The sequence below is a fragment of the Rathayibacter sp. PhB151 genome, from assembly GCF_004366415.1.
Taxonomy (GTDB): Bacteria; Actinomycetota; Actinomycetes; order Actinomycetales; family Microbacteriaceae; genus Rathayibacter; species Rathayibacter festucae.
Genome location: NZ_SOEN01000007.1, coordinates 59711 through 83721 on the forward strand (window position 1 = coordinate 59711; position 24011 = coordinate 83721).

Sequence of the window (24011 nt, forward strand, 5' to 3'; positions counted from 1 at the left end):
AGCACCGTACACGAGAAAATGAGGTGTGCTCGCTATTGCGGGAGATTCTCTCAGTTCCGCTCGCGTCGCGGACCGCTGCCCGCCCGAGCGTCCGTCCCCTGTCTCCCCTCTTCGGCGAGGACGACGTCGAGCACCCGCTCCGCGTAGGTGGTCCAGTCGGTGATCGACGTCGCCGCGGCGCGCGCCGAGTCCGCGATCGCCCGCCGGGTCGCCCGATCGAGCGGCTGCACCCGGCCGAGCACGTCCCGGAGCGCCGGGACGTCGCCCGCGGGCAGGACCGTGCTGTGCAGCGGGTCGAGAAGGACGGAGGCGCCGTTGGCGTCGGTCGTGATCACCGGGAGCCCGGAGGCCGCGGCTTCGGCGACGACCAGGGAGCAGGCGTCCTCCAGCGTCGGGAGGACGAAGGCATCGGCGGCCCGGAACTCCCGCGCGAGCTCGTCCGCGGAGAGCGGGCCGGTGACGATCACGTTCGGCGGGGCACCGCGCAGGAGGCGCCGATCGAACACCCCGCCGGCCAGGACGAGGTCGACCGGCAGTCCTCGAACGGCGTCCAGGAGCTGGGGGATCCCCTTGCGATGCGAGAGGTGGGCCGCGCAGACGAGTCGTCGCCGCTCGGGGTCCCGATCGACGGACGGTCCGTCCGGGGTGAAGCCCGTCAGGCTCACGCCGTAGGGGATCTGCACGATCTTCGCGCGATCGACGCCGTACCGGGCCATCTGCTCCGAGACGAGCGCCGAGGGGGTGAGGACGATGTCGGCGAGTCGCAGCTCCTTCTCGATCCGGCGCACGAGTCGCCCGGGGTAGCGCTCGTCCCAGGTCCGGCGGCGGGAGAAGTGCCGGAGGAGCTCGCCGTTGTGCGCTCGCGGATGCGCGTCGACGGCGTGGAGGACCCGCCGGGCGTCGGGGTGGGCGCGGAAGAGCGCGAGGCAGGCGCCCGGGAAGCCCAGCACGACCGCGCCCTCGGGGAGCTCGACAGCCGCCGCCGCCCGGTCGAAGAGGACCTTGGAGAGGTAGGACGCCCGCAGCGCGAGACCGGGACAGGGCAGCCGGAGACCCGCGCGGAGCACCATCTCGGCCAGATGCGACACCCGCTCGACCCGGTGGGGACGAGCCGCGGCGTAGCCGTCCCGGAGGACGCGCATCCGCCGCCCGAAGGTCGTGCGGGCTGCAGCGGACGGGAGGGGGAGCGACGCGGCGAGAGCGACGAGCCTCGTGCGCGGAAGGATCTCCGCGGCCAGGGCCCCGCGGGACGCGGCGCCGGCGATCAGGGCCCTGGCCGCCCCCTCGGAGTACGGGCTCGCGACGACGAGTGCACGTCTCGGCCGCATCATCGCAGCATCGCCCGGAGCTCCTCGCCGATGCGGCGCACGAACTCGGTCCGGGAGAACGCCGCCGTGGAGCGCTCGTGCGCGGCCCGGCCGAACGACTCCACGGCGGCGAGATCCAGCCCCTCGAGGACCGCGACCCACTCCTCCACCGCGCCGGGCGTGAGCGTGCGCCCGGTCACTCCGTCCAGCACGATCTCCGGCAGCCCGCCGGAGCGGCTGACGAGGGCTGCTCGTCCGGCTGCGGCGGCCTCCAGGGCGATCGTCGGCAGGGGATCGGGCGACGTGCTCGGCACGACGACGACGTGAGACGCGTCCAGCACTCGCCGCACGTCCTCGCACTCGCCGCGCACCTCGACGGACTCGCCGTTCCGCATGCCCGCCACGATGCCGGGGACGTCCACTCCGGCCCCGCAGACCGGAGGCCCGCCGAGGACGATCAGCCGCACGTCCCGGCGCTGGAGGCGACTCCACACCCGGAGGAAGTGCTCGTGGCCCTTCCACGCGTTCCACCTGCTCGCCAGGACGAAGACGAGTTCGTCTCCCTGCGGGAGTGGGACCGGCGGCGTGCTCTCGAATCCGTTGTGGACGACGGTCGACCGTCTCCGGTTGGAGGAGGTCAGCGTGTCCGCGACCGCTCGGCTCACGACGACTAGGCGGTCCGCCGAGCGGAACAGCAGGCAGAGGACCCACCGCTCGATCCCTCGACTGTGCTCGTGCAGATGCAGGAGGGTCGGTGCACCGAGGAGGCGGGCGACGGGCAGCACGAGCGCGAGCGCGGCGGTGTTCACGTAGACGAGCGCCGGACCGAGCTCGCGGATCGCCCGGCTGGTCGCTGCCGCCTGCCGCAGGAAGGAGAGGAGGTGGCAGGGGCGGAGGTAGGCCCGCCGGAGCACGGGCAGCGGCATGCGGCGCACCGTGACACCGCGTTCCTCGAGCAGACGGGTGAGGGGGCGAGCGGGGTAGTCCAGGTCGTCCGGGAGCCAGACCTCGGCCGTCACGTCCTCGGGCACCGCTCGCAGCGCCTCGAGGAGGACCCGATCGGCGCCGTAGGTCTCGTCGGAGGGATGGAGGAACAGGATCGTCCGCGGGCTGGACGCCGCAGCCGGAGGGCGGGGACGGCGTCGCCGGCCGACGGACCCGCTCACCGGCTCACCAGCGGGCGGCGGTGGGCGCGCAGACGCGGCGACCGTGCTGACGCGTCGCGCACCAGCCCGGCGAGGCTCTCCTCGTAGGCGGAGCAGACCGCCTTCCAGGTGTAGTGCTCGCGGGCGCGCTCGCGGGCCGCGTCGCTCGCGGCGCACTGCTCGTCGGGGGAGAGGAGCATCCGCCGCACCGCCGCGGCGATCGACGGGGCGTCCGGTGCGACGAACACGCCGCCCTCCCCGAGCACCTCCCGGTTGTAGACGGTGTCGCGGGCGACCGTCGGAGCGCCGCAGGCCATGGCCTGGACCAGCGCGGGGTTGGTGCCGCCGACGCTGTGACCGTGGAAGTAGGCGCCCGCGTGCTGCCAGAGCGAGAAGAGCCGGGCGTCGTCGCGGAGGTGACCGAGGTGGTGGATGCGCTCGTGGGACGCCGCCAGGCGAGCCGCCCGCTGATCCAGCGCGCCGCCGCAGCCGGTGGAGCCGACGATGACGACGTCGTGAGTGCGCGCGATCGCGGGAGCGGCGGCGAAGAACTCCTCGACGGTGTTCTCGGGAACGAACCGCGAGACGAGGAGGGCATACGACCGGCGCCGGAGTCCGGGCTCGACGGGCAGCACGGGAGGGACGTCGCCGCCGTAGGGCAGGAAGACGCCGTCGCGCTGGAAGTCGGTGCCCCAGCGCCGGGCGATCTCGTGCGAGTCGAAGGCGAGCTCGGTGGCGTGCGCCGCGGTCATCCGCGCGCCCATTCGGAACACGGATCGCGCGAGAGGCCCCCACTTCTCCCGCTCCCACTCCATGCCGTCCACGTTGACGAGGGTGGGGATGCCGGCGCGCTCGAGCAGCGGGAGGAAGAGGCCGTTCGCGGCGTTCATGACGAGTGCGACATCGGGAGCGCGTCGCACCGCGTCGCGGGTCGCGCTCAGCCCGTGGCTCAGCGTGCTCAGCGACCGGGAGTCCCAGCCGGAGGTGACGACGGTGCGGACGCGCGGGTCCCGGTCCTCGGCGTCGTCGACGGTCGCTCCGGGGCGTCCGTAGACGGTGACGTCCCAGCCCGCGTCGACGAGGTGGGGGGCGAGCCGGCGGACCGCGGTCTCGAAGCCGCCGTAGTAGCTGGGGTAGCCGCGCGTGCCGATGACGGCGAGGGATTTTGGCATGGCGGGGACGCTATTCGCGCGGGACCGAGCGTCCACCTGAAAGGGCGTGTTCGTCGAGGAACTGGCGCGCAGCGCCGCTCGGACCGCGTCAGACGCGCCGGAATCGACGCAGGTGGCGCAGGATGCACGTCGTCGTCGACCGACGGCGCAGACCGACGTAGGTGCTCGGCGACACGGCGATGAGGGCGAGTGCGCCCGCGACGGCGAGGTGCCCGTCGCGGACGGTGCGGAGGACGTCGCTCGCTCGGACGTCGGCCGAGACCTCCCGCTCGATCGTGCGGCCGACGTCGCCGGCGGACGGGTGCTCGGCGACGTGGTGCAGCGCCGACAGGTGGGCGACCCGCGCCGTGTAGGAGCTGACCGAGGGGTGCGCGGCGAGTCGGGGGAAGTCCGCCTCGAGCAGGCGCACGACGTGGCGGACGTTCCTCGAGAGGTCCAGGAGGTCGACCCGCAGGCCGTCCGTGATCGCGCCGGGGCGGACGGAGTAGACGTAGAGCTCTCGATCGACGAAGGAGACCGTGCGCGCACGCGCGAGCAGGACGGCCATCAGCGCCGTGTCCTCGTAGGAGCGGGACCCGGGGAAGCGGAGGCCGTCGTAGAGCTCGCGTCGGACGAGCTTGTTCCAGAGGAAGGCCCAGAGCCGGAACTCGAAGAGCTCGACCGCGGCGTCGCATCCCCTCCAGAGGCGGTCCCCGGTGTACGGCATCGCTCCGACGGGCAGCCGCTTGCCCGACTCGCCGACGGCGATCAGGCCGGTCACGACGACGTCGACATCCGCGGTCATCGCGGCCACCATGGCGGCGAGCATGCCGGGATGGACGTGGTCGTCGGAGTCGACGAACCAGAGCGCGTCTCCGGTGGCGTGCTCGAGGATCGTGTTCCGCACCTCGGCGAGGCCGTGATTCGACTCGTGCGTCACCACCAGCACCGAGAACGACCCAGGCGCGTCCGCGATCGACGCGCGGACCTTCACCATCGAGTCGTCGGGGCTCGCGTCGTCCACGATGATCACCTCCACCGCGCATCCGGTCGGCAGCGCGAGCGCCCACAGCGAGGAGAGGCAGCGCTCGACGTACGCGGAGACCCCGTAGACCGGGACGCCGATCGTGACCGAGCGGGGACGCGCCGCGCTCGAACGGGTCATCGATGCTCGCTCGAGGCCGTCGCCCCGCCGATCGCCCGGCCGTTGCCCTCGAGCAGCTGCTGGGCGGCCGCGAGCAGGTCCGGTGCCACCGCGTCCGCGGTGAAGGCGTGGATCCCGCGCGCAGCGCGATCGATGAGGCGCTCCCTGAGCTCCGGCTCGTCGAGCAGTCGTCCGATCGCCTCGCTGAGCGCCGAGCGGTCGTCCCGAGGCACCATCAGCGCATCCACGCCGTCCTCGCAGAAGTCGTCGAAGCCGCTGCCGGTGGTGGCGACGAGCGGGGTACCCACCGCCTTGACCTCGAGCGCCGCGTTCCCGAAGCCCTCCCAGCGCGAGGGACAGGTCACGACGGTGGCGGCCCTGATCGCGGCGAACACCTCGTCACCACCGACGTGGCCGAGGAACGTGAACCTGTCGCGGTGCTCGTCGGCGACCGTGCCGAGGAGCTCGGCCTCCGTCGGCTCGAGGAAGCAGAAGGCTCCCGCGAAGACGAAGGAGACGTCCGGACGGGTCCGGGCCAGTGCCTCGAAGGCGTGCATCGCGGTCTCGACGCCCTTGCGCCGCTCGATGCGGCTGAGGAAGAGCACCACGGGACCCGGGCCCGGCGGCCAGCCGTCCGGGAGGTCGCCGGACCGCGCACTCTGCTGCACCATCGGAACGTCGATGCAGTTGCGGACGACGATCGAGGGCGGAAGCTCGGGGATCCGCGTCGAGTACCAGTCCCGGACCGCGCGGGAGATCGGGACGAGTCCGCGCGACCGTCTCATCTGGCGGGTCTCGAGGCGTTTCTGGAGCCCGATCAGGAGGCGCGTGCGGAGGGTGCGCCCTCTCGCCGACCCGCCCGCGATCCAGTCCGCGATGCGGTAGCCGGTCGCGAGGTTCGTCACGAGCGGGGCGTGCCGCGGAAGCAGCGCGCCCAGGCCCTCCCACTCGGCGAGGAAGATCGCGTCGTAGCGGGTGCGGCGGACGAGCGCGCGCAGGTGGAGCGCCCGCTGCAGGAGCCGGCCGATGGCGGGCCGACGGCGCAGACGGACGTACTCGAGGATCCGCACGCCCTCGGGATCGAAGCCGTCGAGAGGCGGGTCGCAGCAGAGGACGACGAGGTCGACCTCGACGCCCGCCCTCACCAGTGCCGGCAGCAGCGAGGCGAAGCCGCGCCCGATTCCGCCGGTGTAGGGCGTCAGCCCCGCGTACTCCGTGGTGGCGACCAGCCAGCGCCGCGTCGATGTCATCAGCACTCCTCGGTGTCCGCCGGGGGCGGGATGTCCAGCGGCTCGCGGGACGCTACCAAGACGCTCGCCGGCACTGCGGCGTGCGGCGCGGTCTCCGGGGCTCTTGGCGCGGCGCGGCCGGAACGACCCGGCTTGTCGCCGGTCCGGCTGCTCCGGCGCGCCCGTCCTGCGCCGCTGGCGCCGTGAGGGTCCGTGCTCCGTGCGGAGCGCTCGCCGGGGCGGACGCGGCGCGGAGGGACGGGTGGGAGTGCGCGCGGCGGTGCCGGTTCCGACCGGGCCTCCGCGATGGTCAGCAGGAGGGCGAGCGCCGGGATGATCAGAGAGGCCGGCGCCGACTCGAGGAGGTTGAAGGCCGACGCCGCCACCAGGTAGGCGACCAGCATCGCGGGACCGGCCACGGCACCCCGGGCGATCGAGCAGATCAGGACGATCATGAGGTGGGCCAGCAGGAGCGTCGTGCCGATGAGCCCGTAGCTGAAGACCGATTGCCACAGGCTGCTCTCGAGGACGTAGTTCCCCCCGCCGTTCTGCGCGAAGACGACGCCCGACAGTCCTCCGCCGGAGCCGAAGACGCCCGACTCCGTCGGCAGCACCTTCAGACCGATCCGGAGGACCAGGTCGCGGACGTCCGCGGACCGGGCGCCCTCCTCCGTCTCGGAGCGGGGGTCGAGGGCCTGCGCACCCACGGTCGACACGATCACGAGGAGAGGGGCGAACGCGAGGATCAGTCGGACGAGCCGGCTGCCCGTGAGGCGGACGACGGTCACGCCGCCCGCCACCAGGACGCCGACCGCGATCGCGATCACGGCGCTGCGTGATCCGGAGAGCAGCACGCCTGCGCAGCAGGCCGCGAAGCCGAGGAGGGCACCCGGCCGTCTGCCCTTGAGGAACAGCCCGAACGCGAGGGACCCGACCGAGGCGAAGAAGGTGCCGTTCACCAGGGGGTGCCCGAGCGTCGTCAGGATCCGGTACACGCTCCACTTCTGCGTGAGCGGGAAGGGAGCAGAGGCGAAGATCTCGGCGTACAGGTTCGACCGGGTCGTGAACTCGACCGTCCCGACGATCGCGAGGACGACCGACACGAGGAGGAGGGCGGTGGTCAGCGGCCGGAAGACCGAGGGGTCGCTCATCCACAGCGGAAGGGCGATCAGCGCGATGACGACGACGACCGTCCAGGAGGCGATCGTCTCGATCTGCCCCTGCGGCCGGAGGACGGGGATCACCAGTGCGTAGACCGTGAACGCGATCGGCGCCACCAGCCGGGTCCTGCGAAGCCAGGGCGGTGGCGGAGCTCCGGTCGCGATCGCCAGGAGTGCCGCGAAGACGATGATCGGACTGAGGATCGGGAACGGCGCGGGCAGCGCCAGGTAGTCGAACGGGACGACCGCGTAGAGGACGAGGACGAGCGTCAGGGCGGCGGCCGGCGCGAGCAGGCGGGCGACGATCAGCACGCAGGCCGCCGCAGCAGCGAGAGCCGGGATCCGGAGCTCGCCGGTGACGACCGCGACCACCACGGCGCCGAGCAGGAGGACCGCCAGGGCGGGAAGCCAGACGGCGTTCGAGCGCTGCGCGGGCGCTCTGCCCGGACGCGGGGACTGCGGCTGACCGGGCGGAGGCGGCAGTCGTCGTGGAGACCGCGCGAGCGAACGCCGGTGCGAGCCGGTGGGAGGTGGTGTCATGGCGGGTCGCCTCAGAGGTCGGAGGGTGGGGGCAGGGGTGGTCAGCTGTAGGGGAGGAGCGCCGCGCAGAAGCCTGCGGCGCCGATGAGCAGGCCGGCCGAGAGGCAGCCGTAGACGCGCAGGACGCCGGCGCGGCCGATGTCCTGCGCGACGTGCGGCAGGCGACCGGCGAGGGCGACGGTGTCGCGGAGGACGGCGGCGCACGCGCCCGCGAGCAGATCGGCGGCGACGGCGAATCCGGCTCCGACGCTGAGAGCGACGCCGATCCAGTGCCACGGCACGAGCACGCTCGCGCGGCCCTGCACGATCAGGAACGAGGAGGCGCACCACATGCAGGCGATCGGCGCGGAGGAGATGGAGAGGATCGGCACGATCAGCAGGGCGGGATGCCAGGAGGAGTCGAGGACGCGGCCGAGGACGAGGAGATCCAGGGCGACCATCGTCGCCTGGACGACCAGGGCGCCGACCGCTGCCTGCATCATCACGGAGCGGAGCACTGCGCGCCGCTCCTCGTCCGTCCGGGAGGTGGCCACCCGAGCGCGGAGGACGTTGGTGAGTCCGAGGACGACGGCGTCCGAGACGGCGCGCGCGATCTGACTCGCGACCGAGTAGAGACCGAGCGTCGTGGCTCCACCGAGAGCGGAGAGGACGATCCGCTCGGACTGGCCCTGCAACCAGCCGAAGACGTTGCTCTGCAGGGTGGGGATCACGTAGTCCCTGAGTATCGGCCGACGTGGCAGGTCGGGAGTCGGCAGCGTCCCCCGTCTCGAGAGCAGGAGGAGGAGCATCCCCTCGGTCACCCCGGTCTGGAGGGATCCGGCCGCGATGCCGAGGACGGGAGCGAGGGGGACGCAGACGACGATCGAGGCGATGCTGCCGAGGGCCTGGCTCCGCGCGATCGAGGCCCAGCGACCGTCGTACTGCGCCCGGGTCAGTGCGGGCAGGATCGCCCCGTGGAGTGCCGCGACGGCGACGAACGGCAGGAGGGCGACGGCCTGCGCGGCGGACGCCGCCGACAGGGCCCAGAGCACACCGATCGCGACCGCCATCGCCGTCGCCCCGCCGACGGAGACGACGGCGGCGGCGCGCCGGAGCTGGCGCGCGCCCCCCTCCCTCCGCCACATCGCGACGCCGAGCGGGCGCACCGTGTTCTCCCCGATCTCCTGCAGGAGGGAGAGCGCGAGGAACGCCATCGCGTAGACGCCTGCTTCCGCGGGCGACACGTGGACGGCGACGACGAGGCCGACGACCGCGCTCGTTCCGCGGGAGACGAGCCGTTCGAGGGCGGCGTTCGAGGAGCTCCGCGCTGTCGGGGAGCGCAGCAGTGCGGCGACGCGGTGGATCATCGAGCTCCGGGGCGGCGAACCCGGGACTCCGGCGCGCAGCAGGACGTCCGGTCCATCGAGGGAGCCTCCCGATCGGGATCACGACGGCAGGCGAGCCGCCGGGACACGGTAGGACGCGCCCGTTCCTCCTCGCCTCGCGTGGCGCGTCCCGGGGCGCGGATCGCCTGGTCGCGCGCAGCGGGCCCCCTTTCGGCGCGGTCTCTCGGCACAGGAGCCGTCCGCCGGAGCGGTGCGCGCCCTCCGGGTGGTCACCACCGGTGGTCCCGTATCATTGCGGCGTTATGTCACGCATCTACGACTGCTCCGTCGACACGGACCTCCTGACCGGCACCCGTCTCGCGCGCACCGCGATCGGCCGGGGCGAGCTCGTCGTCCTGCCGACCGACACGGTCTACGGGATCGCGGCCAACGCGTTCGACGCCGCGGCGGTGCAGCGCCTGCTCGACGCGAAGGGGCGCACCCGGCAGTCGCCGCCGCCCGTGCTGATCGGCGACGTGGCCGCGCTCGACGCCCTCGCGGAGAACGTGCCCGAGGCCGTCCGCGAGCTGGCGAAGGCCTTCTGGCCGGGTGGGCTCACGATCGTGCTGCACGCGCAGCCCTCCCTCGTCTGGGACCTGGGCGAGACCCGGGGCACCGTCGCCCTCCGGATGCCCGACAACCCGGTCACCCTCGAGCTCCTCGCCGAGACGGGGCCGCTCGCGGTCTCCTCGGCCAACCGCACCGGCCGCCCGTCCGCCACCACCGCCCAGGAGGCGCTCGACCAGCTCGGCGACTCCGTCGACGTCTACCTCGACGCGGGCACCGCCGGCAGCCGCTACAGCGACCGGCCGGTCGGCGCCAGCGAGTCCTCCACCATCGTCGACGCGACCGCGCTCAGCTTCGAGGGCGGCACCCTGCGCATCCTCCGCCAGGGCGTCGTCTCGGCCGAGAGCATCCGCGAGGTCGTCGGCGACCTCCTCCTCGACGGCGTCGCCACGTCCGAGGAGCCCGAGGCCCCCGCGCCGGTCGCGTCCTACGACGCCTCCACCGAGCTCAGCGACCCGACCGTCGAGGACGACGAGCCCGTCGCCGCCGAGGAGCAGCCCGCTCCCACGGCGCGACCGGACTGGGCGTCGCGCGCCCAGGTGCAGGACGAGCCGGCGGCGAGCGGCACCGCGCGCCCCGACTCCGCCCCGGGTGAGTAGCCGATGATCACCTTCGTCCTGGTCTCGCTCGCGGTCGCGGTCGTGACCTGCGGGCTGTCGTGGGTCATCTGGAAGCTCAGCCTGCGGTACCGGCTCTACCCGGCGATCCGGGTGCGCGACATGCACACCCGGCCGACCCCGCGCCTGGGCGGCATCGCCATGTTCCTCGGGATCCTCGTCGGCTTCGGCATCGCCTCGCAGCTGCCCTACTTCAGGCTGGTGTTCGCCAATCCCGAGCCGATCCTCGCGATCCTCGGCGCGAGCCTCCTGATCGTCCTGATCGGCGTCGCCGACGACATCTGGGACCTCGACTGGACGACGAAGCTCGCCGGGCAGATGATCGCCGCGGGGCTGATCGCCTGGAAGGGCGTGCAGATCGTCTCGCTGCCGATCGGCGGCCTCACCGTCGGCTCGCCCTGGATGTCGCTGATCATCACCGTGCTGGCGATCGTGCTGGTGACCAACGCGCTGAACTTCATCGACGGCCTCGACGGCCTCGTCGCCGGCGTCGCGCTGATCGCCAACGGCGTGTTCTTCCTCTACAGCTACCTGCTGGTGCAGCAGACGTCGCCGACCGACTACTTCAACCTCGCCTCGCTGATCGCGGTCGTCCTCGTCGGCGCCTGCGCGGGCTTCCTGCCGATCAACTGGCGCCCGGCGAAGATGTTCATGGGCGATGGGGGAGCGCTGCTCGTCGGCATGCTGATGGCGACGTCGGCCATCGCCGTCACCGGCCAGATCGACCCCTCGCAGCTCGCGGCGAAGGAGCTGCTGCCCGCGTTCATCCCGATCATCCTGCCGTTCGCGATCCTGGTCGTCCCGCTGATGGACTTCGGCCTCGCGGTGATCCGGCGGCTGCGCGCGGGCAAGTCGCCGTTCAGCGCCGACCGCAAGCACCTGCACCACCGGCTGCTCGACATGGGGCACTCGCACCTGCACGCCGTGCTGATCTTCTACGCCTGGACGGCCGTCGTCGCCTTCAGCTGCCTGCTGATGTTCGTCGTCGACGTGCTCTGGGTGCCGCTCGCCTTCCTCGCGATCGGACTGCTCGCCTGCACCGTCGTCACGCTCCTCCCGCTCAGCCGCCGCAAGCGGCTCGAGGCGGCGGCGCAGTCGGCGGAGGCGTCCCCCGTCCTCGACCCCCTCGACCGCGCGTCCGAGACCGACACGCGCCGTCCGCCGATCGGGCTACCGCTCGGCCGCGACACGACAGCGCCGCACCAGGCGCGGAAAGAAGCATCATGACCGGAGCCTCCCCGGCCGCCCCCCGCCCCCAGCCCGCCTCGGTGCCCGTCCTCCGGCGCACGCTCGCCGTCGGCGGCGTCTTCGTCCTCGCTCTGGCCGTCGTCGGCGCGATCGTCGGATTCCTCGCCGCCGGCGGTGAGGGTGCCGTCGGCGCCCTGATCGGCGCCGTCGTCGGCGGGGTCATGGTGGCGCTCACCGCCGCCAGCATCCTCGTCGCCAACCGGATGGACATCGGCGGCTTCTTCGCCGTGGTGCTCGGCACCTGGCTCGCGAAGTTCGTCCTCTTCGTGATCGCGGCCCTCGTGCTGCGCGACCAGCCGTGGCTGAACAGCACCGCCATGTTCATCACGATCATCGCGGCGGTCCTCGGCTCGCTCGTGATCGACGTCCTCGTCGTCTCGCGCTCGCGCATGGCGAACGTCAGCGACATCGCCCGATGAGCGCCGCCCGAGTGGCGTCTGAGAGGATCACGATTCGGCTCTCAGGCCGTTCTGTTGCTACAGTAGGGTCCAATCCCCGCAGGCGACGTGTGCCCGTCCTCAGGTCGTCTCATCGTTGATGTCGACCGCCGAGTGCGAACGCCGTCCGAGCGGAATACCCCACCTTTCGTCGTCGCGAGAGCGTTGCGTCCGAACGATTCACGTCGTTCGTCTGCCACGTGCCACGCCCCGAATTCCAGGAGCTAGCGCTGTTTGCTAACGCTGTGACCCTGTTGGTCTCGTCCTCGACCGGTGAGAGTGACTTCCACACCCCGTCGATCTCCGAGTTCTTCCCGCCCGGTTTCCTCTTCGAGGGAACCCCTTTCGAGATCAACCGCGTCATGCTGGTCCGCTTCATCGCGGTCATCGCCCTGATGCTGTTCTTCTACCTCGGGACGCGCAAGATGCGCATCGTCCCGGGCCGCTTCCAGAGCGTCGTGGAGATGGCCTTCGACTTCGTCCGCGTGACGATCGCGAAGGACATCCTCGGCGAGAAGGACGCGCGCCGCTTCCTGCCGATCCTGGTGACGATCTTCTTCGCGATCATCGCTATGAACCTCACCGGCATCGTCCCGTTCCTGAACATCGCGGGAACGTCGGTCGTGGGCATGCCCCTCTTCCTCGGCCTGGTCGCGTACGTCACCTTCATCTACGCCGGCATCAAGGACCGGGGGATGGGCTTCTTCAAGAACGCCCTCTTCCCGCCCGGAGCCCCGTTCCTGATCTACTTCATCCTCACGCCGATCGAGCTGCTGCAGACGTTCATCATCCGTCCGCTCTCGCTCGCGCTGCGGCTCGTGATGAACATGATCGTCGGGCACCTGCTCCTGGTGCTGTGCTTCTCGGCCACGCAGTTCTTCCTCTTCAGCTCGCAGATCGACCCGGGCTTCAAGCTCTTCGGTGTCGTGACCTTCGCCTTCGGCGGCGCCTTCACGCTCTTCGAGCTGCTGGTCGCGGTGCTGCAGGCCTACATCTTCACTCTCCTCGCTGCGGTCTACATCCAGTTGGCCGTCGCCGAGGAGCACTGACCCCACTACTCACGGGCTCCCGCCCGTTCACACGATCACCCCACTGAAAGGACCCACTCGTGGACTCAGTCACCGTTCTCGCCGAACTCACCGGCAACATCGCGACGGTCGGTTACGGCCTCGCAGCGATCGGCCCCGGCATCGGTGTCGGCATCGTCGCGGGCAAGACCGTCGAGGCCATGGCGCGCCAGCCCGAGATGGCCGGCCGCCTCCAGACCACGATGTTCCTCGGCATCGCGTTCACCGAGGTGCTCGCGCTCATCGGTCTCGCCACCTACTTCATCTTCGCGGCGTAGTCGTGTTCAGCACCGCTGTGAACATCGCTGCGGAAGAAGGTGACGTCCCCGCGGTCATTCTGATCCCGGAGTTCTACGACTTCTTCTGGTCGGGGGTGATCTTCCTCATCCTGCTGTTCTTCTTCTGGAGGCTGGTCCTGCCGCGCATTCAGACGATGCTCGACGCGCGCTCCGCCGCGATCGAGGGGAACATCGCGAAGGCCGACGAGGCCCAGCGACAGGCTGAGATCGCACTCGAGAAGTACACCGCTCAGCTGGCCGAGGCCCGCGCCGAGGCCGGAGTGATCCGCGAGAAGGCGAACGCCGACGGCAACGCGATCGTGGCGGCGAAGAAGGAGCAGGCGCAGGTCGAGGCCGAGCGCATCCTCCAGAACGCGCACGCCCAGATCGAGGCGGACCGCCAGTCGGCCGTCGTCGCTCTGCGCTCCGAAGTCGGAACCCTCGCCATCGATCTCGCCTCCGGCGTCATCGGCGAGAGCCTCAACGACGACGCGAAGGCGTCCGCGATCGTGGACCGCTTCCTCGCCGACCTCGAGGCCTCGGAGAAGGCGAACAGCTGATGGGCAGCGCGTCCAGGCAGGCACTCGCGTCGGCGAAGGCGGAGCTCTCCGCCCTCGGCGGCCAGGCGTCCCTCGACACGGCCCAGCAGCTCTTCGAGGCGGCCCGGGTCATCGACGGGCAGGCGCAGCTGCGCACGGTCCTCTCCGACCCGAGCACCGATGCGGGCAGCAGGCAGGCCCTCGTCGCCCGGGTGTTCGCACCCTTCGGCGAGCCGGCCAAGCGCCTGCTCACCGTCGTCGTCGGCCACCGCTGGTCGAGCCCGAGCGATCTGATCGCCGGAATCGAGGAGGTCGGGGTCCGTGCGATCGCGTCCGCCACCCCGGAGGGCGTCTCGCTCGAGACCGAGCTGCAGACATTCGGCGCCGTCGTGGCGTCGGATGCTCAGCTCGAGCTCGCGCTCGGCAGCAAGCTCGCCGCGGCGGACTCGAAGGACGCGCTCGTGCAGCGCCTCCTCGAGGGCAAGGCCTCCGCGGAGACCCTCGCCATCCTCCGCCAGCTGATCGCGCACCCGCGCGGTCGCCGCATCCCCGAGCTCGTCCGCTTCGCGGCGAGCGTCGTCGCGGACCAGGGCGGCTTCACCATCGCCACGGTCTCGGTCGCGGCTCCGCTGCACCCCGAGCAGCTCGACCGGCTCCGCTCGGCGCTCACGCGCCAGTACGGCCGCCCGGTCTCCGTCAACGTCCTGGTCGACCCCTCCCTCCTGGGCGGCATGCGACTGCACGTCGGCGACGAGGTCATCGACGGCACCGTCTCGGCGCGGCTGTCCGACCTGAAGCTCCAGCTCGCGTCCTGACGGACGCACGTATCCTCAGGGAGCGGCTCGCGCCGCCTCCGACCTCCGCACCACCCAGGTCAGGCCCCGACGACCGCTTCGGCTCGCACGGACCCAACGAATAGGAATTCCCATGGCAGATATCACCATCAGCCCGGATGAGATCCGCGACGCGCTGAAGGACTTCGTCTCGTCGTACGAGCCGGGCAAGGCGTCCACCACCGAGGTCGGCTACGTCATCGACGCCGCCGACGGCATCGCCCACGTCGAGGGACTCCCCGGCGTCATGGCGAACGAGCTGATCCGCTTCTCCAACGGCGTGCTGGGCCTCGCCCAGAACCTCGACGAGAACGAGATCGGCGTCGTCGTCCTCGGCGAGTTCTCCGGCATCGAGGAGGGCATGGAGGTGACCCGCACCGGCGAGGTCCTCTCCGTCCCCGTCGGCGACGGCTACCTCGGCCGCGTCGTCGACCCGCTCGGCAATCCGATCGACGGACTCGGCGACATCGCCTCCGAGGGCCGCCGCGCCCTCGAGCTCCAGGCCCCCGGCGTCATGTCGCGCAAGTCGGTCCACGAGCCGCTGCAGACCGGCATCAAGGCCATCGACGCGATGATCCCCGTCGGCCGCGGACAGCGCCAGCTCATCATCGGCGACCGCCAGACCGGCAAGACGGCCATCGCGATCGACACGATCATCAACCAGAAGGCCAACTGGGAGTCCGGCGACACGAACAAGCAGGTCCGCTGCATCTACGTCGCCATCGGCCAGAAGGGCTCGACCATCGCCTCGGTGAAGGGCGCGCTCGAGGACGCCGGAGCGATGGAGTACACGACGATCGTCGCGTCCCCCGCCTCGGACCCCGCCGGCTTCAAGTACCTCGCCCCCTACACCGGCTCGGCCATCGGTCAGCACTGGATGTACGGCGGCAAGCACGTCCTGATCATCTTCGACGACCTGTCGAAGCAGGCCGAGGCCTACCGCGCCGTGTCGCTCCTCCTGCGCCGCCCGCCGGGACGCGAGGCGTACCCCGGCGACGTCTTCTACCTGCACTCCCGCCTGCTGGAGCGCTGCGCGAAGCTGTCCGACGAGCTCGGCGCCGGCTCGATGACGGGCCTCCCGATCATCGAGACCAAGGCGAACGACGTCTCGGCGTACATCCCGACCAACGTGATCTCGATCACCGACGGCCAGATCTTCCTCCAGTCCGACCTCTTCAACGCCAACCAGCGTCCGGCGGTCGACGTGGGCATCTCGGTGTCGCGAGTCGGCGGTGACGCCCAGGTCAAGTCGATCAAGAAGGTCTCCGGAACGCTGAAGCTCGAGCTGGCGCAGTACCGCTCGCTCGAGGCCTTCGCGATGTTCGCCTCGGACCTCGACGCCGCCTCGCGTCGTCAGCTCGCCCGCGGCGCCCGCCTCACCGAGCTGCTCAAGCAGCCGCAGTACTCGCCGTACCCCGTCGAGGAGCAGGTCGTCTCGATCTGGGCCGGAACGAACGGCAAGCTCGACGAGGTGCCCGTCCCCGACGTGCTGCGCTTCGAGCGCGAGCTGCTCGACTACCTGGGCCGCAACACGCAGGTCCTCTCCACGCTGCGCGACACCAACGTGCTCTCCGACGACACCGTCGCCGAGCTGCACCGTGCCGTCGACGGCTTCAAGCTCGAGTTCCAGACCGGTGAGGGCAAGCCGCTCGCCTCGGTCGGGCGCGAGGAGCACAAGGCGATCTCGGCCGACGAGGTCGGCCAGGAGAAGATCGTCAAGGGCCGTCGCTAACAGCGGCCCCCTGACGATTCAGAGAAGGACTACAGGAGACACATGGGAGCGCAACTCCGGGTCTACCGGTCGAAGATCCGCTCGGCCCAGACGACCAAGAAGATCACCCGCGCCATGGAGCTGATCTCGGCCTCGCGCATCCAGAAGGCGCAGAACCGCGTCGCCGCCGCGGCGCCGTACTCGAACGCCATCACGCGCGCCGTGTCGGCCGTCGCGACCTACTCGAACGTCGAGCACCCGCTCACGACCGAGCGCGAGAAGCTCGACACGGCCGCGATCGTGATCTTCACCTCCGACCGCGGCCTCGCCGGCGCGTTCTCCTCGAGCGTGCTCAAGGAGGCGGAGGAGCTGGCCTCGCTGCTGCGCAGCGAGGGCAAGGAGGTCGTCTTCTACCTGGTCGGCCGCAAGGCGAACGCGTACTTCTCGTTCCGCCGGCGCCCGAGCGTCCGCATCTGGACGGGCGGCACCGACCAGCCGGTGTTCGAGACGGCGAAGGAGATCGCCGACGCGGTCGTCGACTCCTACAACCTCGACGACGAAGAGGGCGGAGTGGACGAGATCCACCTCGTGTACAACCGCTTCGTCAGCATGGTCACCCAGCAGCCGACCGTCGTCCGGCTCCTGCCGCTCGAGGTCGTCGAGGGCGCCGAGGATCAGAACACCGATCTGTACCCGCTCTACGAGTTCGAGCCCGACCCCGAGACGGTCCTCGACCGCCTCCTGCCGGTCTACGTCGAGAGCCGCATCTTCAACGCGATGCTGCAGTCGGCGGCGTCCGAGCACGCGGCGCGCCAGAAGGCGATGAAGTCGGCGAGCGACAACGCCGACACGCTCATCAAGACGTACACCCGGCTCGCCAACAACGCGCGCCAGACCGAGATCACGCAGCAGATCGCCGAGATCGTCGGCGGCGCCGACGCCCTGTCGTCCTCGAAGTAGACGGCGCACCTCCCCGACACGAAGCCTCCGCCCTCCGGGTGCGGTGAGACCACAGAAGGAAGAAGCAATGACACTGACCGCACCTGAGGCGGCGACCGGGACTCCGGGCGGGGCCGTCGGCCGTATCGCCCGCGTCACCGGCCCCGTCGTTGACATCGAGTTCCCCCACGACGCGATCCCCGAGGTCTACAACGCGCTCTACACGCACGTCGAGGTCGAGGGCGTCTCGTCCAAGCTGACCTTCGAGGTCGCGCAGCACCTGGGCGACGACCTCGTCCGCGCCATCTCGCTCAACCCGACCGACGGACTCGTCCGCGGCCAGGAGGTCCACGACACCGGCCTGCCGATCTCGGTCCCCGTCGGCGACGTGACCAAGGGCAAGGTCTTCAACGTGATCGGCGAGGTGCTCAACGCTGACGCCGACGGCACGATCAACGGACAGTCGTTCGAGATCACCGAGCGCTGGCCGATCCACCGCAAGCCCCCGGCGTTCGACCAGCTCGAGTCGAAGACCGAGCTCTTCGAGACCGGCATCAAGGTCATCGACCTCCTCACCCCGTACGTGCAGGGCGGCAAGATCGGCCTGTTCGGCGGAGCGGGCGTCGGCAAGACCGTCCTCATCCAGGAGATGATCCAGCGCGTCGCGCAGGACCACGGTGGAGTGTCCGTGTTCGCCGGCGTCGGCGAGCGCACCCGTGAGGGCAACGACCTCATCGCCGAGATGGAGGAGGCGGGCGTCTTCGACAAGACGGCACTCGTCTTCGGCCAGATGGACGAGCCGCCGGGAACGCGCCTCCGCGTCGCGCTCTCCGCGCTGACGATGGCGGAGTACTTCCGCGACGTGCAGAAGCAGGACGTGCTGCTCTTCATCGACAACATCTTCCGCTTCACGCAGGCCGGCTCGGAGGTGTCGACCCTGCTGGGCCGCATGCCCTCCGCGGTGGGCTACCAGCCGAACCTCGCCGACGAGATGGGCGTGCTCCAGGAGCGCATCACCTCGACGCGCGGACACTCGATCACCTCGCTGCAGGCGATCTACGTCCCCGCCGACGACTACACCGACCCGGCGCCGGCCACGACGTTCGCGCACCTCGACGCGACGACCGAGCTCTCCCGTGAGATCGCGTCGAAGGGCCTCTACCCGGCCGTCGACCCGCTGACCTCGACCTCGCGCATCCTCGACCCCCGCTACCTGGGTGCCGACCACTACCGCGTGGCCACGAACGTCAAGCAGATCCTGCAGAAGAACAAGGAGCTGCAGGAGATCATCGCGATCCTCGGTGTCGACGAGCTCTCCGAGGAGGACAAGATCACGGTGTCGCGTGCGCGCCGGATCCAGCAGTTCCTCTCGCAGAACACCTACATGGCGAAGAAGTTCACCGGCGTGGAGGGCTCGACCGTCCCGCTGAAGGACACCATCGAGTCGTTCGACGCGATCGCCCGCGGCGAGTTCGACCACGTGGCGGAGCAGGCGTTCTTCAACGTCGGCCCGATCACGGACGTCGAGGAGAAGTGGGCTCAGATCCAGAAGGAGAACGGCTGACCATGGCCGCGTTCCTGAAGGTCAGCGTCGTCTCCGCGAACGCGGAGGTCTGGGCGGGTGAGGCCAAGCAGATCTCGGCCCGCACCGTCGAGGGCGAGATCGGCATCCTGGTCGGTCACGAGCCGATGCTCGCGATCCTCGCCTCGGGCGAGGTCCGCGTCACGGCCGCGGACGGCAGCCGGATCACCGCTCAGGCGGACGACGGCTTCCTGTCCGTCGAGAACGACGTCGTCACCGTCGTGGCCCGCGAGGCCGCGCTGGTCTGACGACCCGCCGCCTCGGGCGGCGACCGGAGGGGCCGGGTGATCATCGCGATCGCCCGGCCCCTCCGTCGTGCGCGGCGTCCCCTCGCCGCGTTCCACTCGCGCGCTCTCGCGCGCCGTCTTCCCCGAGGAGTCCCGTGCACGTCCTGCTTCCCCCGTCCGAGACCAAGCGCGACGGCGGCTCGGCCGAGTTCCGGGTCGAGGAGCTGTCGTTCCCGGGGCTGACCGAGCGTCGAGTCGCCCTGCGCGACGCCCTGGTCGCGCTCGCCGGCGACCGGGACGCGGCTGCCCGCGCACTGAAGCTCGGTCCCCGGCAGCTCGGCGAGATCGAGCGCAACGCGGCACTGCCGACCGCGCCGGCGATGCCCGCGGTGGACCGCTTCGACGGCGTGCTGTTCGATGCGCTCGATGCTGCGTCGCTCTCGGCCGGGGCGCGCGGCGTCCTCGGCCGGATCGTCGTGGTGCAGTCCGCGCTCTGGGGTCCCGTCCGGGGCCTCGACGGCATCCCCGCGTACCGGCTGTCGCACGACTCGCGTATCCCCGGAATGCCGCTCAAGCGCTGGTGGGCTGCCGGGGCGGGGCGTGAGCTGTCGGCGCTCCCGGGACTCGTCCTCGACCTGCGCAGCGAGTCCTACGCGGCGCTCGGGCCGCTGCAGCCGGGGGAGTGGCGCTTCTTCGTCCGGGTGCGGTCGCGCGACGCGTCGGGGCAGCTGCGCAACCTCAATCACTTCAACAAGCAGGGCAAGGGCCTCTTCGTCCGCGCGCTCGCGGAGGACGGCGTCGAGACCGACTCCCTCGCCGAGCTGGTCGAGTGGGCGGCGTCCCGCGGGTTCGAGCTGGCGCCGAACGCCGGCAGCGGCGAGCTGGATCTGGTCGTGCGGTCGGCCTGAGCGTCAGGAGCGGGCGCGGAAGCAGCCGGTGAGGTGGTCGTCGACGACGCCGGCCGACTGCAGCAGGGCGTACATGGTCGTCGCACCGACGAAGCGGAAGCCGGCCTTCCGGAGCGCCTTCGAGAGCGCGAGGGACGCCGGCGTCGAGGTCGGGACGTCGGCGGGGCGGACGATGCGGCCGGGCGGGGCGTCCTCCTCGAACGACCAGACCAGGCGGTCGAGCGCGCCCTCGCCGTCGCGCTCGCGCAGGGCGACGGCCGCCTGTGCGTTGCCGATGGTCGCGAGGATCTTGGGGCGGCTGCGGATGATTCCGGCGTCGTCCATCAGGCGGTCCACGTCGTCCTCGTCCATCGCTGCGACGACGTCGAGATCGAAGCCGTGGAAGACCTCGCGGAACCGAGGCCGCTTGCGGAGGATGGTGATCCAGGAGAGCCCCGCCTGGAAGCCCTCGAGGCAGATCTTCTCGAAGAGCGGACGGTCCCCGTGCAGGGGGACGCCCCACTCCTCGTCGTGGTAGCGGCGGTACTCGACGTCGTCGCCGCTCCAGCCGCAGCGGACGGTTCCGTCCGCGTCGGTGATCAGCCCGTCCTCGGCCGTCATCGGTGCGCGATCCCCTCGTGATCGAGCAGCCAGGCCTTCGTGGCGACGCCCTCGCCGGCGCTGAAGCCGGTGATCCGGCCGTCTCCGGCCAGCACCCGGTGGCAGCCGACGAGGATCGGGATCGGGTTCGCGCCGACGGCGCCGCCGATGGGCCGGCCGGAGCGGAGCCGTCCCGTCGCCTGCCCGAGGGCGCCGTAGGAGGTGATCTCGCCGAAGCCGATGCCCTGGAGCGCTCCCCAGATCTCCATCTGGAAGGGCGTCCCGCGGAGCAGCAGCGGCAGGTCGAACGTGCGCCGCTCGCCCGCGAAGTAGGCGTCGAGCTGATCCACCGCGCTGCAGAGGACGGGGAGCGAGTCGTCGGGCAGATGGTCGTGCGGAAGGGTTCCGCCGTTCTCGATCGCGAGCGAGACGATCGACTCGCCGTCGCTGCCGACCTCGATCCGGCCGAGGGGGCTGACGGTGCGGCGCACGTGCAGGGGAGTCGTTCTCATGCCACGAGAGTATCCGCGGGACCCGCGGCCGACCGGCGGGAATCGGACATCGGTGGACGGCTCCGCAGCTCGGCGGCCTGTGGAGGACGGAACGGGCGCGTCGAGATCCACCGACTTCGCAGTCCCGTCGTGCTGACGGTGGGCGGGTCTCGATACGCCCCTGCGGGGCTACTCGACCAGCAAGCACGTGCCGATCGCGGAGCGTCGGGGCCTCCATGCTGATCGAGTAGCCCGCGGAGCGGGCGTATCGAGATCCGCCCACCGAGAGACGGTGGGTCTCGAGACGCCGCCTGCGGCGGCTACTCGACCAGCATGTCCTCGCGCGCGATCGCCTGCGGTCAGTCGACCAGCATGACCGGGCGCGAGATCGGCCGCGGCTGGTCGACCAGCAGGTGGGCGCGCGTCCGGATGCCGTCGGCGGGCGTCCTCCACAGGTGGCGTTCCGGCGATCTGTCTTCCGGTCGCCGAGGGGCCCGCCCCGCTGCGATGCCGGGCCCGCCACCGTTGCCGCATGACATCCACTGCATCGTCTCCGGTCCATCCCGTCGATCACAGCGCCGTGCTCGCGGCCATCCCTCGCCTGCTCGGGCACCCGCCCCACGAGAGCGTCGTCCTCGTCCCGCTGAGGGGCGGCACGCCGACCGGCGCCCTCCGCTTCGACCTCGCTGTCGGCGATCCGTCCAGAGCCGCACGGGTCTGGATCGGGGCCCTCGGGCGCTTCGGGCGCGTAGAGCGCCTGGTGATCGCACTGTTCTCGAGCGGCCGGCGCGACCCGTCCGCCGGTGCGCTCCTCGGCGCGCTGAGCAGTCGAGCGCAGGAGGTCGGACTCGCCGTGGAGGTGCTCGTCCCCTCCGGCGCACGCCGCCCGACTCGGCCGGGCAGCGGAACGACGATCCTCAGGAGGGCCGACGACACCCCCTCGGCGGAACTCCTGCCCGTCGTCGGCCGAGGGGAGGCGCTCGCGATCGCGGCGGAGGTGGACGCGCTGCTCGACCGGCACCCGCGCGCTCGTCTCCCCGAGGCGGTGATGACCGACGTCGAGACCCTCCTGCTGCGCGCGGCGTCGGGTCGTCCCTGGCAGCCGCGGACCCGCGCCCTCGCGGCGCTCATCGTCGGCGCGCAAGGGCGGGAAGGCCGGGAGCGGGTGATCCGACTCGTCGCCTCTCCCGACCGCGCCGCTGCGCCGTCCGTCATCGGGCTCGTCGCGCACGCGGCCGCGGCGGCGCCCGGGACCGAGCGGGGACCGCTGCTGGTCCTGCTCGCCACGCTCCACTGGTCGTCGGGGTCGATCCGCTCAGCGGCGCTCCTCGCGCGGGAGGCGGTCCGGCTCGATCCGCACGATCACGACTCGCGGATCCTCGTAGCCGCGCTCGAGGGCGGCGAGCCGTGCCCGTGGGCCGTCGAGGGGCGCCGCGCCGCGTGAGGCGTGCTCAGCGGGCTCGTGCGCGCCGCCACTCGATCCGGCGGCGCGCACGAGCACGTCAGAGTCGTGCCCAGGCCTCCGTCAGCACCGAGCGGAGGATCTGCTCGATCTCGTCGAACTCCTTCGGACCGATCGTGAGCGGCGGCGCGAGCTGCACGACGGGGTCGCCGCGGTCGTCCGCCCGGCAGTACAGGCCGGCGTCGAAGAGCGCCTTCGAGAGGAAGCCGCGAAGCAGGCGCTCGGACTCCTCGGCGTCGAAGGTCTCCTTGGTCGTCTTGTCCTTGACCAGCTCGATCCCGAAGAAGTAGCCCGCGCCGCGGACGTCGCCGACGATCGGCAGGTCGAGCAGCTTCTCGAGCGTGGAGCGGAAGAGCGGCGAGTTCTCCCGCACGTTCTCGTTGAGCTTCTCCTCCTCGAAGATGTCGAGGTTCTCCAGCGCGACCGCGGCCGAGACGGGGTGCCCGCCGAAGGTGTAGCCGTGCGGGAAGGAGACCTCGCCGTGCCGGAAGGGCTCGTAGATGCGGTCGCTGACGATGGTGGCGCCGATGGGGGAGTAGCCGCTGGTCATGCCCTTCGCGCAGGTGATCATGTCCGGCACGTAGCCGTACTCGTCGCAGGCGAACATGTGGCCGATCCGCCCGAAGGCGCAGATCACCTCGTCCGAGACGAGGAGCACGTCGTGCCGGTCGCAGATCTCGCGCACCCGCTGGAAGTAGCCGGGCGGCGGGGGGAAGCAGCCACCGGAGTTCTGCACCGGCTCGAGGAAGACGGCGGCGACCGTCTCGGGGCCCTCGAACTCGATCATCTCCTCGATGCGGTCCGCGGCCCAGACGCCGAAGGCCTCCAGGTCGTCGCCGTGCTGGGGCGCGCGGTAGAAGTTGGTGTTCGGCACGCGGAAGCCACCCGGCACGATCGGCTCGAACATCGCCTTCATCGCCGGGATGCCGGTGATCGCCAGCGCGCCCTGCGGCGTGCCGTGGTAGGCGACCGCGCGCGAGATCACCTTGTGCTTGCCCGGCTTGCCCTGGAGCTTCCAGAAGTGCTTCGCCAGCTTGAAGGCGGTCTCGACGGCCTCACCGCCACCGGTCGAGAAGAACACGCGGTTGAGGTCGCCCGGTGCGTGATCCGCGAGACGATCAGCGAGCTCGATCGCCGAGGGCGTCGCGTAGGACCAGAGCGGGAAGAACGAGAGCTCGGCCGCCTGCTTGGCCGCGGCCTCCGCGAGCCGCCGCCGGCCGTGGCCCGCGTTGACGACGAAGAGCCCGGACAGCCCGTCGAAGTACTTCCGGCCCGTGCTGTCCCAGATGTGGTGGCCCTCGCCCCGGGTGATGATGGGGACCCCCGCGCCGGAGTCCATCACCGACTGCCGGGTGAAGTGCATCCAGAGGTGGTCCTTGGCCTTCTTCTGCAGCGCTGCGTCGTCGAAACCGGCCGGGGCGTCCTCGCCCTTCACCGGATCGCCGGACGCGAGGCCCTGGCTCGAGAATGCTGTCTCTGTGGTCAT

At 71.2% G+C, this 24011-nt stretch carries 23 protein-coding genes; 13 read left to right on the forward strand and 10 right to left on the reverse strand.

The window, feature by feature from the left end:
• Positions 1 to 50: 50 nt before the first annotated feature.
• The 7 genes from EDF35_RS07625 to EDF35_RS07655 form a co-directional block, all read right to left on the reverse strand.
• Positions 51 to 1328 carry a glycosyltransferase family 4 protein gene (locus EDF35_RS07625; protein WP_133961636.1) on the reverse strand — a complete coding sequence of 426 codons (1278 nt, stop codon included), beginning with the start codon at positions 1326 to 1328 and terminating at the stop codon, positions 51 to 53.
• Positions 1328 to 2473 carry a glycosyltransferase family 4 protein gene (locus EDF35_RS07630; protein WP_133961638.1) on the reverse strand — a complete coding sequence of 382 codons (1146 nt, stop codon included), beginning with the start codon at positions 2471 to 2473 and terminating at the stop codon, positions 1328 to 1330. The genes EDF35_RS07625 and EDF35_RS07630 overlap by 1 nt, the downstream gene beginning before the upstream one ends.
• Positions 2470 to 3624, reverse strand: coding sequence for a glycosyltransferase (locus EDF35_RS07635; protein ID WP_133961640.1), 1155 nt, complete (start codon positions 3622 to 3624; stop codon positions 2470 to 2472). The genes EDF35_RS07630 and EDF35_RS07635 overlap by 4 nt, the downstream gene beginning before the upstream one ends.
• Positions 3625 to 3712: 88 nt before the next feature.
• Entirely contained in the window at positions 3713 to 4768 is a 1056-nt protein-coding gene (locus EDF35_RS07640; protein WP_133961641.1) for a glycosyltransferase family 2 protein, read from the reverse strand.
• On the reverse strand, positions 4765 to 5997 hold the full coding sequence (locus EDF35_RS07645; RefSeq protein WP_133961642.1) for a glycosyltransferase family 4 protein: 1233 nt from the start codon (positions 5995 to 5997) through the stop codon (positions 4765 to 4767). The genes EDF35_RS07640 and EDF35_RS07645 overlap by 4 nt, the downstream gene beginning before the upstream one ends.
• Entirely contained in the window at positions 5997 to 7676 is a 1680-nt protein-coding gene (locus tag EDF35_RS07650) for a hypothetical protein (RefSeq protein ID WP_133961643.1), read from the reverse strand. The genes EDF35_RS07645 and EDF35_RS07650 overlap by 1 nt, the downstream gene beginning before the upstream one ends.
• 41 nt (positions 7677 to 7717) lie before the next feature.
• Complete coding sequence (locus EDF35_RS07655; protein ID WP_133961644.1) at positions 7718 to 9022, reverse strand: oligosaccharide flippase family protein; 1305 nt, start codon at positions 9020 to 9022, stop codon at positions 7718 to 7720.
• A gap of 281 nt (positions 9023 to 9303) precedes the next feature.
• On the opposite strand from EDF35_RS07655, the gene EDF35_RS07660 reads away from it, so the two are divergent.
• The 12 genes from EDF35_RS07660 to yaaA all read left to right on the forward strand — a co-directional run bounded on the left by EDF35_RS07660 (position 9304) and on the right by yaaA (position 19993).
• Positions 9304 to 10206: an L-threonylcarbamoyladenylate synthase gene (locus tag EDF35_RS07660; protein ID WP_133961645.1), complete on the forward strand. Its 903-nt coding sequence runs from the start codon at positions 9304 to 9306 to the stop codon at positions 10204 to 10206.
• Positions 10207 to 10209: 3 nt separating this feature from the next.
• Entirely contained in the window at positions 10210 to 11451 is a 1242-nt protein-coding gene (locus EDF35_RS07665) for an MraY family glycosyltransferase (protein ID WP_123735361.1), read from the forward strand.
• Positions 11448 to 11891, forward strand: a complete 444-nt coding sequence (locus EDF35_RS07670) for a hypothetical protein (RefSeq protein WP_132435744.1) — start codon at positions 11448 to 11450, stop codon at positions 11889 to 11891. Before EDF35_RS07665 ends, EDF35_RS07670 begins: the two co-directional genes overlap by 4 nt.
• A 263-nt stretch (positions 11892 to 12154) precedes the next feature.
• Positions 12155 to 12958, forward strand: a complete 804-nt coding sequence (atpB, locus tag EDF35_RS07675; RefSeq protein ID WP_123445503.1) for a F0F1 ATP synthase subunit A — start codon at positions 12155 to 12157, stop codon at positions 12956 to 12958.
• Positions 12959 to 13017: 59 nt separating this feature from the next.
• A complete protein-coding gene (locus EDF35_RS07680; protein WP_055794702.1) occupies positions 13018 to 13254 on the forward strand; it encodes an ATP synthase F0 subunit C in 237 nt (78 codons plus the stop codon).
• Between the two features lie 2 nt (positions 13255 to 13256).
• Entirely contained in the window at positions 13257 to 13814 is a 558-nt protein-coding gene (locus EDF35_RS07685; protein ID WP_243582674.1) for a F0F1 ATP synthase subunit B, read from the forward strand.
• A complete protein-coding gene (locus EDF35_RS07690) occupies positions 13814 to 14608 on the forward strand; it encodes a F0F1 ATP synthase subunit delta (RefSeq protein ID WP_133961647.1) in 795 nt (264 codons plus the stop codon). The genes EDF35_RS07685 and EDF35_RS07690 overlap by 1 nt, the downstream gene beginning before the upstream one ends.
• Positions 14609 to 14720: 112 nt before the next feature.
• Positions 14721 to 16358 (forward strand): F0F1 ATP synthase subunit alpha, encoded by a 1638-nt coding sequence (gene atpA / locus EDF35_RS07695; RefSeq protein WP_123702905.1) that lies wholly within the window; start codon positions 14721 to 14723, stop codon positions 16356 to 16358.
• Positions 16359 to 16400: 42 nt separating this feature from the next.
• Positions 16401 to 17297 (forward strand): F0F1 ATP synthase subunit gamma, encoded by an 897-nt coding sequence (locus EDF35_RS07700; protein ID WP_123445506.1) that lies wholly within the window; start codon positions 16401 to 16403, stop codon positions 17295 to 17297.
• Positions 17298 to 17364: 67 nt separating this feature from the next.
• A complete protein-coding gene (atpD, locus tag EDF35_RS07705; protein WP_123445507.1) occupies positions 17365 to 18840 on the forward strand; it encodes a F0F1 ATP synthase subunit beta in 1476 nt (491 codons plus the stop codon).
• A gap of 2 nt (positions 18841 to 18842) precedes the next feature.
• Positions 18843 to 19106, forward strand: coding sequence for a F0F1 ATP synthase subunit epsilon (locus EDF35_RS07710; protein ID WP_123732037.1), 264 nt, complete (start codon positions 18843 to 18845; stop codon positions 19104 to 19106).
• Positions 19107 to 19240: 134 nt separating this feature from the next.
• Positions 19241 to 19993 (forward strand): peroxide stress protein YaaA, encoded by a 753-nt coding sequence (yaaA, locus tag EDF35_RS07715; protein ID WP_133961649.1) that lies wholly within the window; start codon positions 19241 to 19243, stop codon positions 19991 to 19993.
• Between the two features lie 3 nt (positions 19994 to 19996).
• Here the strand turns inward: yaaA and EDF35_RS07720 are convergent, their stop codons facing one another.
• Both EDF35_RS07720 and EDF35_RS07725 read right to left on the reverse strand, forming a co-directional pair.
• On the reverse strand, positions 19997 to 20593 hold the full coding sequence (locus tag EDF35_RS07720; protein WP_133961651.1) for a DNA-3-methyladenine glycosylase I: 597 nt from the start codon (positions 20591 to 20593) through the stop codon (positions 19997 to 19999).
• Entirely contained in the window at positions 20590 to 21084 is a 495-nt protein-coding gene (locus EDF35_RS07725) for a methylated-DNA--[protein]-cysteine S-methyltransferase (RefSeq protein ID WP_133961653.1), read from the reverse strand. Before EDF35_RS07725 ends, EDF35_RS07720 begins: the two co-directional genes overlap by 4 nt.
• A 511-nt stretch (positions 21085 to 21595) precedes the next feature.
• Here EDF35_RS07725 and EDF35_RS07730 point away from each other — a divergent pair.
• Positions 21596 to 22507 (forward strand): DUF4192 family protein, encoded by a 912-nt coding sequence (locus EDF35_RS07730; RefSeq protein WP_133961655.1) that lies wholly within the window; start codon positions 21596 to 21598, stop codon positions 22505 to 22507.
• Positions 22508 to 22565: 58 nt separating this feature from the next.
• On the opposite strand, the gene EDF35_RS07735 is transcribed toward EDF35_RS07730, so the two are convergent.
• Positions 22566 to 24011 carry an aspartate aminotransferase family protein gene (locus EDF35_RS07735; RefSeq protein WP_133961657.1) on the reverse strand — a complete coding sequence of 482 codons (1446 nt, stop codon included), beginning with the start codon at positions 24009 to 24011 and terminating at the stop codon, positions 22566 to 22568.

Coding starts and splice junctions, on each gene's coding strand:
- EDF35_RS07625 (WP_133961636.1), bottom strand. CDS start 1,328: ATGCGGCCGAGACGTGCACTCGTCGTCGCGAGCCCGTACTCCGAGGGG.
- EDF35_RS07635 (WP_133961640.1), bottom strand. CDS start 3,624: ATGCCAAAATCCCTCGCCGTCATCGGCACGCGCGGCTACCCCAGCTAC.
- EDF35_RS07640 (WP_133961641.1), bottom strand. CDS start 4,768: ATGACCCGTTCGAGCGCGGCGCGTCCCCGCTCGGTCACGATCGGCGTC.
- EDF35_RS07645 (WP_133961642.1), bottom strand. CDS start 5,997: ATGACATCGACGCGGCGCTGGCTGGTCGCCACCACGGAGTACGCGGGG.
- EDF35_RS07650 (WP_133961643.1), bottom strand. CDS start 7,676: ATGACACCACCTCCCACCGGCTCGCACCGGCGTTCGCTCGCGCGGTCT.
- EDF35_RS07655 (WP_133961644.1), bottom strand. CDS start 9,022: ATGATCCACCGCGTCGCCGCACTGCTGCGCTCCCCGACAGCGCGGAGC.
- EDF35_RS07660 (WP_133961645.1), top strand. CDS start 9,304: ATGTCACGCATCTACGACTGCTCCGTCGACACGGACCTCCTGACCGGC.
- EDF35_RS07665 (WP_123735361.1), top strand. CDS start 10,210: ATGATCACCTTCGTCCTGGTCTCGCTCGCGGTCGCGGTCGTGACCTGC.
- EDF35_RS07670 (WP_132435744.1), top strand. CDS start 11,448: ATGACCGGAGCCTCCCCGGCCGCCCCCCGCCCCCAGCCCGCCTCGGTG.
- EDF35_RS07690 (WP_133961647.1), top strand. CDS start 13,814: ATGGGCAGCGCGTCCAGGCAGGCACTCGCGTCGGCGAAGGCGGAGCTC.
- atpA (WP_123702905.1), top strand. CDS start 14,721: ATGGCAGATATCACCATCAGCCCGGATGAGATCCGCGACGCGCTGAAG.
- EDF35_RS07700 (WP_123445506.1), top strand. CDS start 16,401: ATGGGAGCGCAACTCCGGGTCTACCGGTCGAAGATCCGCTCGGCCCAG.
- atpD (WP_123445507.1), top strand. CDS start 17,365: ATGACACTGACCGCACCTGAGGCGGCGACCGGGACTCCGGGCGGGGCC.
- EDF35_RS07710 (WP_123732037.1), top strand. CDS start 18,843: ATGGCCGCGTTCCTGAAGGTCAGCGTCGTCTCCGCGAACGCGGAGGTC.
- EDF35_RS07720 (WP_133961651.1), bottom strand. CDS start 20,593: ATGACGGCCGAGGACGGGCTGATCACCGACGCGGACGGAACCGTCCGC.
- EDF35_RS07725 (WP_133961653.1), bottom strand. CDS start 21,084: ATGAGAACGACTCCCCTGCACGTGCGCCGCACCGTCAGCCCCCTCGGC.
- EDF35_RS07730 (WP_133961655.1), top strand. CDS start 21,596: ATGACATCCACTGCATCGTCTCCGGTCCATCCCGTCGATCACAGCGCC.
- EDF35_RS07735 (WP_133961657.1), bottom strand. CDS start 24,011: ATGACCACAGAGACAGCATTCTCGAGCCAGGGCCTCGCGTCCGGCGAT.